This window comes from Stenotrophomonas sp. PS02300, assembly GCF_029959395.1.
In the GTDB taxonomy this organism is placed as follows: Bacteria; Pseudomonadota; Gammaproteobacteria; order Xanthomonadales; family Xanthomonadaceae; genus Stenotrophomonas; species Stenotrophomonas maltophilia_AD.
Genome location: NZ_JASCOP010000002.1, coordinates 16,459 through 28,733, shown reverse-complemented (window position 1 = coordinate 28,733; position 12,275 = coordinate 16,459). Strand labels below are relative to the sequence as shown.

17 protein-coding genes are annotated in these 12,275 nt (G+C 59.9%); 11 read left to right on the top strand and 6 right to left on the bottom strand.

What is annotated here, in order from left to right; translation table 11 throughout:
* Positions 1–46: 46 nt before the first annotated feature.
* A complete protein-coding gene (locus QMX79_RS00815) occupies positions 47–847 on the bottom strand; it encodes an ABC transporter permease (RefSeq protein WP_282243417.1) in 801 nt (266 codons plus the stop codon).
* Positions 844–1,803: an ABC transporter ATP-binding protein gene (locus tag QMX79_RS00810; protein ID WP_068854421.1), complete on the bottom strand. Its 960-nt coding sequence runs from the start codon at positions 1,801–1,803 to the stop codon at positions 844–846. The genes QMX79_RS00815 and QMX79_RS00810 overlap by 4 nt, the downstream gene beginning before the upstream one ends.
* 105 nt (positions 1,804–1,908) lie before the next feature.
* Between QMX79_RS00810 and QMX79_RS00805 the strand changes: the two genes are divergently transcribed.
* A complete protein-coding gene (locus tag QMX79_RS00805) occupies positions 1,909–2,658 on the top strand; it encodes a ferredoxin--NADP reductase (protein WP_282243406.1) in 750 nt (249 codons plus the stop codon).
* 56 nt (positions 2,659–2,714) lie between these two features.
* Here the strand turns inward: QMX79_RS00805 and QMX79_RS00800 are convergent, their stop codons facing one another.
* Positions 2,715–3,830: a hypothetical protein gene (locus QMX79_RS00800; protein WP_282243404.1), complete on the bottom strand. Its 1,116-nt coding sequence runs from the start codon at positions 3,828–3,830 to the stop codon at positions 2,715–2,717.
* Between the two features lie 325 nt (positions 3,831–4,155).
* Between QMX79_RS00800 and QMX79_RS00795 the strand changes: the two genes are divergently transcribed.
* Both QMX79_RS00795 and QMX79_RS00790 read left to right on the top strand, forming a co-directional pair.
* Positions 4,156–4,443, top strand: a complete 288-nt coding sequence (locus QMX79_RS00795) for a hypothetical protein (protein WP_282243401.1) — start codon at positions 4,156–4,158, stop codon at positions 4,441–4,443.
* Between the two features lie 407 nt (positions 4,444–4,850).
* Positions 4,851–5,162, top strand: coding sequence for a hypothetical protein (locus QMX79_RS00790; RefSeq protein ID WP_282243400.1), 312 nt, complete (start codon positions 4,851–4,853; stop codon positions 5,160–5,162).
* A 359-nt stretch (positions 5,163–5,521) separates the two neighbouring features.
* Here the strand turns inward: QMX79_RS00790 and QMX79_RS00785 are convergent, their stop codons facing one another.
* Positions 5,522–6,079: an RNA 2'-phosphotransferase gene (locus QMX79_RS00785; protein ID WP_282243398.1), complete on the bottom strand. Its 558-nt coding sequence runs from the start codon at positions 6,077–6,079 to the stop codon at positions 5,522–5,524.
* Positions 6,080–6,091: 12 nt separating this feature from the next.
* Entirely contained in the window at positions 6,092–6,667 is a 576-nt protein-coding gene (locus QMX79_RS00780; protein ID WP_282243396.1) for a DUF4291 domain-containing protein, read from the bottom strand.
* Positions 6,668–6,860: 193 nt separating this feature from the next.
* Between QMX79_RS00780 and QMX79_RS00775 the strand changes: the two genes are divergently transcribed.
* The 5 genes from QMX79_RS00775 (at position 6,861) to QMX79_RS00755 (ending at position 10,300) form a co-directional block, all read left to right on the top strand.
* Positions 6,861–7,280: a hypothetical protein gene (locus QMX79_RS00775; RefSeq protein WP_282243394.1), complete on the top strand. Its 420-nt coding sequence runs from the start codon at positions 6,861–6,863 to the stop codon at positions 7,278–7,280.
* A 379-nt stretch (positions 7,281–7,659) separates the two neighbouring features.
* On the top strand, positions 7,660–7,974 hold the full coding sequence (locus tag QMX79_RS00770; protein ID WP_282243392.1) for a hypothetical protein: 315 nt from the start codon (positions 7,660–7,662) through the stop codon (positions 7,972–7,974).
* Positions 7,975–8,544: 570 nt separating this feature from the next.
* Positions 8,545–8,859, top strand: coding sequence for a hypothetical protein (locus QMX79_RS00765; protein ID WP_282243390.1), 315 nt, complete (start codon positions 8,545–8,547; stop codon positions 8,857–8,859).
* Positions 8,860–9,067: 208 nt separating this feature from the next.
* Positions 9,068–9,910, top strand: a complete 843-nt coding sequence (locus QMX79_RS00760) for a hypothetical protein (protein ID WP_282243388.1) — start codon at positions 9,068–9,070, stop codon at positions 9,908–9,910.
* Between the two features lie 99 nt (positions 9,911–10,009).
* Positions 10,010–10,300 carry a barstar family protein gene (locus QMX79_RS00755; protein ID WP_282243386.1) on the top strand — a complete coding sequence of 97 codons (291 nt, stop codon included), beginning with the start codon at positions 10,010–10,012 and terminating at the stop codon, positions 10,298–10,300.
* Positions 10,301–10,744: 444 nt separating this feature from the next.
* Here QMX79_RS00755 and QMX79_RS00750 read toward each other — a convergent pair whose 3' ends face one another.
* On the bottom strand, positions 10,745–11,029 hold the full coding sequence (locus QMX79_RS00750; RefSeq protein ID WP_282243384.1) for a hypothetical protein: 285 nt from the start codon (positions 11,027–11,029) through the stop codon (positions 10,745–10,747).
* 177 nt (positions 11,030–11,206) lie between these two features.
* On the opposite strand from QMX79_RS00750, the gene QMX79_RS00745 reads away from it, so the two are divergent.
* The 3 genes from QMX79_RS00745 (at position 11,207) to QMX79_RS00735 (ending at position 12,151) form a co-directional block, all read left to right on the top strand.
* Positions 11,207–11,560 carry a SymE family type I addiction module toxin gene (locus QMX79_RS00745; RefSeq protein WP_282243383.1) on the top strand — a complete coding sequence of 118 codons (354 nt, stop codon included), beginning with the start codon at positions 11,207–11,209 and terminating at the stop codon, positions 11,558–11,560.
* Complete coding sequence (locus QMX79_RS00740; RefSeq protein ID WP_282243382.1) at positions 11,557–11,787, top strand: hypothetical protein; 231 nt, start codon at positions 11,557–11,559, stop codon at positions 11,785–11,787. The genes QMX79_RS00745 and QMX79_RS00740 overlap by 4 nt, the downstream gene beginning before the upstream one ends.
* A 154-nt stretch (positions 11,788–11,941) precedes the next feature.
* Complete coding sequence (locus QMX79_RS00735) at positions 11,942–12,151, top strand: hypothetical protein (RefSeq protein WP_282243380.1); 210 nt, start codon at positions 11,942–11,944, stop codon at positions 12,149–12,151.
* Positions 12,152–12,275: the final 124 nt, after the last annotated feature.

Genomic DNA, 12,275 nt, shown 5'->3' with positions numbered 1-12,275 from the left:
CCATCTATATCGAGGGCCGGCCAACGGCCGACGCTACCGGGGTAGATCAGCTCCGCATACCCACGCCACGCTTCAGCAGCCACAGCGCCAGCGCGGTCAGCACCACCACGAAACCAATCATCAGCGCATACGCCACCCACAGTGGCACATCGCTCGTGCCCAGCAGGCCATAGCGGAAGGCGTTCACCATGTAGAAGATCGGGTTCGCATGCGTAGCGGCTACCGCCCACGTCGGCAGCAGCTTCACCGAATAGAACACGCCGCCCAGGTAGGTCAGCGGGGTCAGGATGAAGGTCGGCACGATCGCCACGTCATCGAACTTCTTGGCGTACACCGCATTGATGAAACCGGCCAGCGAGAAGATCGTCGCGCCCAGCAGCACCGTGGTCAGCGTCACCAGCGGGTGCGGAATGCGCACCGGCGTGAAGAACATCGCGATGAGCAGCACGATCACGCCCACCATCAACCCGCGCAGCACCGCACCGGCCACGTAACCCCACAGGATCACCCAGTTCGGCATCGGGCTCACCAGCAGCTCTTCCACGTGGCGCCCGAACTTCGCACCGAAGAACGACGAACTGATGTTGCCGTAGCTGTTCTGGATCACGCTCATCATCACCAGGCCCGGCACGATGAACTGCATGTAGCTGTAGCCGCCCATCTCGCCCACGCGCGAACCGATCAGCCCGCCGAAGATCAGGAAGTACAGCGTCATCGTGATCGCCGGCGGCACCAGCGTCTGGCCCCAGATGCGCAGGATGCGCGCCACTTCGCGGCGCACGATCGTCATCAGCGCAATCCGGTTGCGCTGGCCGTCGGTCAGGACCGGGGTCGGGGTGCTGCTCATGCCGCGTTCTCCTGGTTGCCGGTAAGGCGCACGAACAGCTCCTCCAGGCGGTTGCTCTTGGTCCGCATCGACCGCACCCGGATGCCCGACGCGTTCAGCGCCGCGAATACCCGGTTCAGATCCATCGCGCGCGGCATGTCCACGTCCAGCGTGTGCCCGTCGATGGCCACCATCGTGGTGCCCTCGATCACCGGCAGCTGGGCCGGCAGCTCACCGTCGATATCGAACAGGAAGCCTTCCACGTCCAGCTTGGCCAGCAGCTCGCGCATCGGCCCCTGCGTCACGATCTGGCCGTGGTTGATGATCGCCAAGTTGCGGCACAGGTGCTCGGCCTCTTCCAGGTAATGCGTGGTGAGGATGATCGTGGTGCCGGCCGCGTTGATCTCCTTCAGCACCCGCCACATGTCGCGGCGGATCTCGATATCCACGCCCGCGGTGGGCTCATCCAGGATCAGCAGGCGCGGGCGGGTCATCATCGCCCGCGCGATCATCAGCCGGCGCTTCATGCCGCCCGACAGCGTGCGGCTCATCACCTGCGCCTTTTCCCACAGGTGGGCGCGCTTGAGCTCCTCCTCGGCCATCTTCTCGGCCTCGGCGCGGGCCACGCCATAGAAGCCGGCGTAGTTGACCAGGATGTCGAAGGGCTTCTCGAACAGGTTGAAGTTGATTTCCTGCGGGACCAGGCCGATCAGGCGCATGGTGGCGCTGCGGTTGCGCACCAGGTCGCTGCCGAATACCTCCACCTGGCCCTCGCTCAGGTTCACCAGTGAGCTGATGATGCCGATCAGGGTGGACTTGCCGGCCCCGTTCGGGCCCAGCAGCGCGAAGAAGTCGCCCGGGGCAACGTCCAGCGAAACCCCTTTCAGGGCCTGGGTGCCGTTGTCATAGGTCTTGCGGAGGTCGCGCACCCGCAGGGCGGGGGCGGTACTGGTCGCGGGAGTGTTCTGGGATGCCAAGCTCTTGCCTTCGCGCCCAAGGGACGGCGCTGGATAGGGGCGGGGGAGCGGCTATTATAGAAGGCCTCAGGGGTTTGCCCCGGCTACACACTGTTTCCCAAATTCGTGCCTGTTCAATTCCCCCTCAAGCTGATCGACCGGCGCATGCTGGCCCCCACCGTCGGCCACTACCAGTTCCTGCGTGATGACGGCCAACCGCTGGATTTCCAGCCCGGGCAGTTCATCCAGGTCCATTTCGAGTACGCCGACGGCACCGCCACCAAGCGCAGCTACTCCCTGGCCACCATCCACGACCACGCCCTGGCCCCGGGCGAAGCCGTTGATATTGCAGTCAGCTTTGTGCCCGGCGGCGCCGCCACGGCCCTGTTCGAGGGCCTGGACCTGGGCGGCCACGTGACCGCCAGCGGCCCGTTCGGCCGGTTCTGCCTGATGCCGGGCGACCACAACGCCCGCTACCTGCTCATCGCCACCGGCACCGGGGTCACCCCGTACCGCTCCATGCTGCCGCTGCTGGCCACCGCCATGGCCGAACGCGGGGTGGAAGTGGTGCTGCTGCAGGGCGCCCGCACCCCCGAAGAGCTGCTCTACAGCGAGGACTTCTACGCCTTCGCCGCCGCCCACCCGGGCTTCCGCTACGTACCGTGCCTGTCCCGCGAGCTGCCCGAGAACCCGCACCCGGACGTCCGCCATGGTTACGTGCAGCAGCACCTGGCCGAGTTTGCCCCCAACCCCGCCACCGACATCGCCTACCTGTGCGGCAACCCGGATATGGTGGATGCGACCTTCGAGGCCCTGAAGGAAGCGGGCTTGCCGACGCCGCAGGTGCGGCGGGAGAAGTACGTCAGCAGCAAGTGACGCCGCAGTGCGGTTCGCCGGATGTCTGCCTGGTGCGGGCATCTCCGCTGGATGTCTCAGTGGGCTGGAATCGACCCCCTCGCGAGGTACGTTGCCAACGCGCGGTCTTCGATCTCGTACTCGCCCTTTTCACCCTTGGGTGCCAGCACCAGGTTCTTCACCAGTCGATTGACGGCGGTTTGAACCCGTTGGGGGTTGCACGCGTTCTTCTCCTCCAGTCGATCAGTGACCATGGCGCTGAAGTCCGTACTGAACAGGCTCTCCGGCTGGTGGGTTGCCAGGTGCTGCAGGATGATCCTGTCGATCGGTTTCAACCTCAGCCACTGCTCGCGTAGACCGGTTTCGCCTATCTCGTGCTGCCAGCGGCGCAGGCCATCCCACGGATCCGATGTGATGCCAACCACCATGTGCAGGATGATCTGGTTGAGGTAGAGCGGCACCCGGGCAATGCGTTCGAAGACGCTGGCCAACTCCACCTGATCAACCTTGCGTCCGGTCATCTGCGCAAAAATGTGGGCGCGGTTGGCCACAAAGTCGTTGCCCAGCTGCGGCAGAGGCAATGAAAGCGCCGCGTCAAACAGCGGCGCTCTACGCTTGCGGAACATCTCATTGAGTGCGTCGCGGGAGGAGCCTGTAAAGAAGAGTTTCAACTTCGGCTGCAGCTCAAGCATCGAAGCGCGGAAGCAGGCGACGAAATCCTCGTGCATTCCGGCAGCGAGCGTCTGGAACTCATCCAGGATCAGCAGAACCGGCTTGTTGCTGGCCTGCGCCAGATTCTGCATTGCGGTTCTGAGCCTGCCTTGCAGGTCAGCTTGCGCACCCGTCTTTGTCCACTCGGCGTGTACCCCTGATCCCGCGTAAGCCGTCTTGGCGGTCACCTTGTCAGGCTTGATGGCCTTCGACAAAAGGCCCTTGGGCCGCGCGGCGGCTTCCAGCTCCTCCACAAGAGCTACTTCCGGATGGTCCCGCCTGACCCATAGGTCGATGTAGCACGCCCGCCAGCCCCACGCCTCAGCCGCCGGGACGAGGTCGTTCCTCACGAAGAGGGTCTTCCCCATACGCCGCGCGGCGAACATGGTGATGGCATGGGTAAGCCCGGAGCCCAGCGCCTGATGGACCGTGTGGACCAGATCCCCGCGGGGGAAGTAGTGGATGTCGGCGAGCGTATTCATTATGGATCTTTACGGCCAAAACCATAATTATGATTTCCTTCATAAGATTCCATAATTCGTGGAGAAGTGCTGTGACCCTTCCCACACAACGGCTGGGCCAGAAACGCCAGCGCCCGACGCAGAGCACAGTTCCAGAAAGTGAGCCTGCACCGGCAGCCTGGCCTGTGGGGGCGAACGCAACTCCGCTACGCTTGCGCGAACCCGCCGCCACGCGTGGATGCCGAGAGGGGAGCATGGAGCACGAAGTAACCGAAGAGGTGATCCAGGCGGCTCGGGCACACCCGGGCGGCTTCAGCGAGCGCGACAACCTCCAGGAACCGATGAGATGAGATCGATCTCCGCCACCGGTGAATATGGATTGATCGTCCGCAGGGATGCATTGCGTGCCAAGTTCATCGCAGATGCCCTCGTCCTGCAGGCAATGGAAGTGGATGCGCCGCTGGACATGGATGAGGACCTGATGTCGTTTGGGCCTGCATTCGGAGACGAAGCCCTTCAAGAGTTCGTACGGCGCCTGCGAACGCTTGGTCTCAGCCCTGTCGACGACTTCTGCACGCTCTGTCTAGATCTGCCAAATTGGTGTCGCATCAACGTCGGACTGTCTCGAGAATGAGGCGCCCCGGAACGAATTGCCTCTACCCGAGCAGCGGAGAATCGAGGACCAGCTACCATGAATCGCGATGAGTTAAGGAGCGCTCTCGCGCTTAGAGAGGTCAATGAATGTCTCTACTCCATCGACAAACTTGCGGATCAAAGTGAGTCCTACTCTGTCGTAAGAGTGGGTGACGGATGGGGCGTGCTGTACAAGGAGCGAGGGGAGTTCATTGCTGTAGCGGCTGGACTCACTGAGGACCAAGCCTGCAACCTGCTCCACGAGATGCTTGCGGATGCGTTCTGCTGGTCGCAAAACGGAACACCAGGCGCTTGGTAGCCCAACCGCGGCAACGGCAATCGTGAGTCCAGCAAGAATGGGCGCGGTCCTTATCCCGTCACCTGAACAAATAGAATAATGAGGAAATCATGAGCAGCTTGTCCGAAAGACTGCTGAACTTTGCCGGATCAGTATCTGCTGCGACCAATGCGCCCGACGACTACCCGGACTACAAAGTTGAGCTGTGGGGTGACATGGAGCGTACGTACAAGATGAACAAGCAGGCGGTGCTGGAGGATTGGGCGGCAGTGAGGGGGCTGATCAAACGGGATCTGGATAAGGTGGCAATGATAGACGAGAGCCTGCAGATCGCCTTCTCAGCATTCGACGCCGGCAACAAGGCGCTGGGGCGGGCGAAGATGTTCGAGATATACAACCTTGAGTTGCGGAAGCTTAGGTAGCTGAACTCCATGACGGTGATGAGCGAGACAGCTGGCTCTGGTGTTCACAGGGCATTGTTATCCAGGCTCATGGCTGAGCTGGACCGTGCCGAAGGTTGAAGTGTTGTACACAGCATTGGAAGATTCCCAACCCATCCGTGAGTTCTGAAAGTGAAGAAACCTATTCAGTTCGATCCATCCAAGGGATTTCCTGTCGGCGACGACATCAGCTACACCTGCGAGATGTGTGGTGAATCACTGCCCTCGTTGCCGGTCAATGCGGTCGCTTGCAAGTGCCGCAACATCGTTGTCGATGCCGATGCGGGCAGAGTCTCAGTGAAAGACGAATCAAAAATCAGGGCATACCATTCACCCGGGGCCTAGCCCTTGATTGCCCTCCGCTCTACAAATTCCCTCGGCACGTGGTCAGTCAGCCAGACGCCATTGTCAGCCTGGAAGAACGTATAGCCCTGTTGATGCATGCGAAGCGCATCAACTGTCAGCACGATAGGACTGCCGTAACGCTGGCCAACGGTCGTGGCGGTGGTGGTGTCCTCGGAAAGGTGCACATGGTGTCGCTGGCCCGGACGCAGCCCTTCCGTCAGGATCGACTCAAGGTTCCGCGTCGCCGTTCCGTGGTAGAGCAGTGCAGGGGGAACCTTGGCAATGTGCTGTATGGCAACGCTATCGGTGGAGTGACCCTGCACTGCACGAATGCGGCTGTTGTCATCGGAGAGCGTGAAGCGCTTCTTGTCGTTCGTGCTCACGATCTGCTGGATAAGTGCCAGATCCAGCTCTCGGCCGGCGGACGTTGCGCCGGCGATCAGTGCATCAACGTCAGCCCACCCTTCGGTGTCCAGCGTCAGCCCGATTGCCTCGGGCTGATGGCGTAGTACGTAGCTGAGGAACTTGCTGGTCTCTGTGAGTTGCTTTGTCATCTGTCTATATCCTCAAGCCGGCGTGTACGCTGATTCAATTGGCAGCGCCGCTCTGGCCTCATCCAGCCTGTCCTCCCTTACCAACCCGCAGATCCGATGGGCCAGCGGCGTGACATCGGTGACACGCTGGATCCACTCCCCGGTGTACAGCCGCACGGCCTCCCCACTCAATCCGATCTGGATGGCACGGTGCTCCAGCGGCGGGTGGTGCAGGTCACGCTCGGGGTCCCATTGGATGCGGACCGGTGAGCGGCTCTTGAGCGCCTCCCATTCCTGTGCGTCCATGCCCGGTTCGGGGTGGCTGGCACAGCCGTGAGCCAGCGCCCATGCGAAGCCCTCATGGGTGATGTCGATGGCCAGGATTCGGGACTGACCCGCATCCTTGTAGCCCCATCCGGCGCGATACATCATCCACAGGAAGGAGGGCTTGATCCATGTCATCCGCTCCATCTTGAAGGGCGGGGCGAAAAAGGTCTGGTGCTTGAGGGCGCTGTCGGCGATGGAGTCCGAGTAGGCCTGGTAAACGCGAAGGGTGGAAGCGTCGTACTGGGCGCGGATCTGCCGCGCCGGAATCGTTGTCGTTGTCATTTCGCTCCTTATAGCCGAGCTCGCGCAGCCGATCGCCCAGCGGGCGACGGGCGGTCGTTTGCATTGGATCATCGGCGGCGCCGCGGCCATTGATTTCGCTCAGACATCCGGTCGGCAAAAGACGCTGGACATCGATCCTCTTGGCGAATGAGAATGCGGCGACAGAATGTGTCCCTACGGAAACCAGTACGTGGTGAACATGGTGAACACTGGAAATGCGGAAAGTGGCCCTTCCGATTTCTCCTTCATGTGGTCTTTCTGGGACTCCGATCCTCTGGTGCCCTGGAGCTGGCGAGGTGGGACGACAGCGGTGGCCATGGAGATGCCTCCCATTGCGGTGGCACACCTTGCAGCCCACAATCTGGTTGCGATCATTGGGAACTACGCTGAGTTTGGCTCTGAGAATCTTCGCTTGTACTCCTACAGCGGCGAGTTCATCAGGTCTTACAAGGCGCCCGACCTCGGCAAGGATGCGCACTTTGGGGCTATCGCGCAAACCGCCGGAGGCGTAGAGGTCGTAGTTGGCTGCTACCAGGAAACCCGCTGGCTGGAGCTCGCTGGAGAATTCAGTCTCGATCATGGATCAGCCGCGCGGGTTCGCAGAAGCTACTAGCGGGAACAACCACACCGGTACTTCCCCGAAGCGTCGGCTCATCAGACTTACGGCCAAGAGGTTGCTTACATGCACCATCCACGAATCATGTCTTCAGAGATCGCCAGGGCCGTCGAACTTGCCAGCGCGGAAGGGAACGAGATATTGCGCGTGTCAGATGGGTGGACAAAAGTACGACAGGTCGTGCATATGAAGCGGCCACTGACCAACGCTCTCAGAATCCGGACATCCCTCTTGTCGTTGAGACACTGGACGACAGAGCCGACGCCTCACAGCAGCGCGGAAGTAGGGTTCTCTGATGACGTTGAGCGGGTCGCGTTGACCTTCCCCCGCGTGATTCCTCAACACACGAGGCAGTGAGATGAATCCTGGTGTTTCCATGGATGAGGATGTCAACGACTATTTCGATATGATAGTCACAAGCTTGAGCTTGAGCTTTGGCTACTGCTTGTCGCAATCAGAAGACCTGGTAAGGGAGTATTACCGCAAGTTCACTGATCCGATCTTCTGCTCATCAATAGGGATGCGCGTGCAGGATGACGAGTTTTTCTTCCACGAGGGAGTTCTCGGGATGGCGCTCAGAGTTCAGTACTACTTGGTGCTGAAAGGAAGTCCACGTCGAGACGCATTCATTGACTGGCGTAAAGAATTCGTGGCTGCATGCGTTCGTGGCGGTCCATATGCTGCCCGCTGAAACCTTGGTTGGCTCCCTGCTCGCTCCATTCCTGGATAGCGTCCTCACCAGGTACGAGGCTGTCGACGTAGTAACCACCCGGATTGCAGGTCGTACTTACGTAACTGCCGGTGATCTCGGCTTCTCCTTGGTGTCCGAGGACGGGGAATCAATCGACACTGTTCAGATACATGGCGAAGGTTCGGGCTATGGCGCCAGCGCACTTCTGCTTCCATGGGCGCTGCTGATGTCCGATTCGTGCTCGGTCGCGCGATCCAAACTTGGCGCCCCCATTCGATCTGGAGGCGGGGACCTCAATCCCCTGACAGGGCAGGCAATACGAGATTGGGATCTGTTCGCTGCAGGAAAGTATCACTGTCACTTGGAGTACTTGCCGGGCAACGCTGGCATTTCCCTCCTGTCGATCAGGCCTGCGCCGAACTAGAAACGTGATGGCGTCATTGGGACTTCAACCCTTGGGTGTGATGCCGCGCATCTCAGATCAGATCAGATCAGCGCGAAGAGTTGGCTCGCGTAGCCCTGCGAACTGAAGCGATCTCCGCATGATTTCCCAATGCATGAGGAAGTGATATGGACCCACCTATTTCCCCGGACGAGGATGTCGACGACTACTTCGGCGAGATTGCCACGGCCCTTGGTCGCCATTTCGGCTATCCAATCTCGCACTCCGAGGCACTTGTACGAGAGTATTACGGAAAATTCATCGATCCTGCTTTTTGTAGATCAATAGGATTCCGAGTTCACGACGATGAGCTCTTCTTCCATGAAGGAGGCTTCGAAATGGTTCTAAGCATTCACTACTACTTGGTGTTGAAAGGAGATCCCAGTCGAGAGGCCTACCTTCGCTGGCGCAGAGAGTACGTAAGCGCGTACCTGGGAGCCTGAAGAAACCCCTATCGGCACCTGGCGAAAGCGTGCGCCGACATTACCTTGATTGTCTCCGGCTGACTGGCTCGCACTTGGGCTTCAGCTGCTGTCTGTATTGGGGAGCCGCGGACAGTGCTGGTTGCCATGCCCCATAGCCTGCTGATGCAGTTGCACGCTGACGGCAGGCCACTCTGGAAGGACCTGCCACGGCAGAAGGAAAGACGTAATGCCCTACTATTTCGAGCTTTCAAACATCCCTTACGGCTACAAGCATCCAAAGGGGGCCTTCAGGTTCGCACTCGATTGTGTCCTTACATACAATCGAATCGAGGAGCTGTCATGGTTGACGACCGATGGACACAGGGTTGGCGGAGTTGAGGGGGATCCCGGTTGGGAGATCGAGCGCCGCGATTCGAGCAGTCCCATTGATGAGCCCGGCTACGAAGCATGGCCAGCATGGGCGAGCTTCAGGGCACACGTGCCTCAGGAAGAGTGTTACCTCGCGCACCCAGAGTTGTTCATGAGCGGGGTCTATTTCTATGGGCGAGTCTGCAGTGCACTTGAGCGCTACGTTCGAGCGGGTGGTGCCGAAATGGAGCTGGCGAAGGCGCTGCTTGCACGCCTGCACGAAGACGAGAGCCGCTGGTCACTCGGAAGACCACCGTATGTTCACGAAGCTGCCAAGCCCATCGTCGTGAGCAGGATGAAGGTAGTGAGCATCTGTTGGTTGTCTGAGGCTGCGTGTGAAGCTGAGGTAGAGCTTAGCGATGGCGAGGTGTCGTGCGTTGTGTTCTCCCAGCCATGCGCGGCCCGCGTGGGCGATGAGGTGACTGAGCCGCTTCACGTGCTCAGCATCAGACACGCCATGCTCTCGGATCAGCGTCAGGTCGTGATCAAGAAGGTCGCCGACAGTGAGCTGATGCAAAATGTGGTTGCCAGAGTGCTCGATGCCGCCAAGCAGATTCTTGCAGTGGGTGGCCTGACTCTGATAGTTGAAGATTATCTTCCTGGAGGTCTGCAGAACGGGGATATGATCCAGTTCGAATGCGCGCGAATTGACCTGTGGTGAGGCCTCATTAGCCGCACCGAGGCAGGGTAGGGGGCTACTCGGGGCTTCAACATAACTTGCTAGTGGTCCGATAGGCATCGAACAAGGGGTGATGCGGATATGATTGTAGTAATCGATGGAAGTAAGATCGGAAGTGAGCGGGAGCTGCACGAACTTCTGCACGCCAAGCTGAGGCTTGGCGACTTCTATGGCTATAATTCGGCCGCCCTTTGGGATCGACTGACGACGGACGTCGAGCGACCCATCCAGATCATCTGGAAGAACGCTATGCAAAGTCGTCTCACCCTTGGTGATGCCACATTCGATAGATACGCAAAGCTCTTCAATGACGTCGAAGCGCAGGACGCGGAGCAGGCGCTGGAACTTCGCCTTGGGTTCACCGTCACATAGTCCGAGAGGTCACATGGCGCTGACAGCCGGGCTCCGCCACCACGGTAGCCTCCCCATTCCGCCGCTCGTTTCCCGCAGGACAGCCGTGCGGTTCTCAGGGGTACAGAACGGTTGCATGGACGAGCCCTCAGAGTTACTCGATTCTCCAGAGTTGAACGTCCACTGATCTGCTTCCATGGGAGTCGCTGATGTCCGATTCGCGGTTGGCCGCGCGATCCAAGCTTGACTCCCCCCGTTCGAACCGCGGGCGGGGACCTCAATCCCCTGACAGGGCAGGCAGTACGAGATTGGGATCCGTCGGCTGGGAGGCTTCGAGCTGGCGCTCAGCCTTCACTACTACTTGGTGTTGAACGGTGATCCAAGTCTAAAGGCCTACCTTCACTGGCGCAGGGAGTACGTAAGTGCGTACCTGCGATGCTGAAGAATCGCCTCCGATGGTTGCGATCACGTGTGTGGTTCGAGCGGGCACGCACGGCGATGAAGTCCGCCGAACGTAGTCTGGTGGAGCCCGCGCTGGAACCAGCTTACTGGGCCGCGGGGCTCAGGAGCGCTCAGTGGTCCGTAGTGCCAGTCTGATTGATTGTTGCTACCGAACTCATCTTCTTCATATGCGCAGTCTGTTGGTAGCTGCGCTTTCAGCGCCATATGCGTCATCGAGAAGGTTTTGCCTACCGAAGTCCGGAAATCAAGAGGCACAAACAATTTCCCATCGTTGGCAGCGGCGCGCATGGTGTGTTCCGGAGCGTAGAAACTCCAAAAACACGAGAATTGGATGTCCTGCGTCGGGAGGGTGGCTAATACAACACCCTCGTGGAAATACGCCCGCCGATTTTTCGTGTTTTACGGTTTCTAACCTCCCGACTCCCTCGCCATCCCGGCGGGGGATCTTCCTACTGGAGGCACACCATGAAAAGGCAGCGACCCGACGACAGCTACAACGACTACCCTTCCCAATCCGCGATTGCCCGCCGCGCACGCGAACGCCGGGCGCAATCCGCACCGTGCACGCCACCCGCGCACTTCCACGAAGAGCTGAAGGTTCCCTACCTCAAGATCCGTGGCCAGTGGCTGCGGCAGATGGGCTTCAACGTGGGCCGCAAGCTGCAGATTGAAGCCTGCGCGGGAGTCATCACCATCAAGCTGCTGGGCACGCCGGCAGTGGAAGACCCACGGGTGCCCCGGTTCGTGGAACGTACGATCTTCCACGGCGAGATCAACTCTGACCTGGGGCAGTTCCTTCCCGAGGACGTCATCCCATGAAGAAGCAGGTCTACTTACGGGTGAAGGTGGACCCCGGTCTTCGTCGCGCCTTCCAGCTCTCCGCGTGGCGCAGCGAACGATCGCCTGCCTACGTGCTCCGGTCCTTGATCCAGAACTGCGTGTCCTTGGATCGGAACCTCAATGGCCTTGATATCGAGGTCTGGGGCGATTCCTTCCCGCTGGAAAATGAAGCGGCGAGCCGGCCGAACCGCCAGCGCCAGCGGTGAAACGACAGCAACGCCACTTCTACTCAGATCGCGTTGCCATGTAAGTGTTCGCACCACGCACCAATGCAAACCCGGTTATGGGCCCGTATCCGGCACGTTGCACGTTCAGCACCATTTCCTGGTCGGTCATGATGAAGGCCGTGCTGGACTGTGCATGCAGTTCAAGCCGCTGCGCGCCGAACAGCGCGTATTGCAAAAACAGCCGTTCGCCGTCGGCGATGAGCAATGTCGGCTTCCCTGGCAACTGGTACGTCCCGGCGATCTGCTGGCTGTACTCTTCATCATCAGCAACAGCTACCTACTCGGTGTCGATACCGTCATGGTGGTGCGGCCAATTGAAGTGGGGGGGAGACATTGCGATTGACTTCGTAAATCTGTCTTCGTTTGCCTCACCAATGGGTTGGCTCGTCAGGGGTACCGGGAAGGTAACCAACATCCCGAACTTTACCTACTCTACGGGCGAGCTCACGACCGCTGGCGTCGTTGAA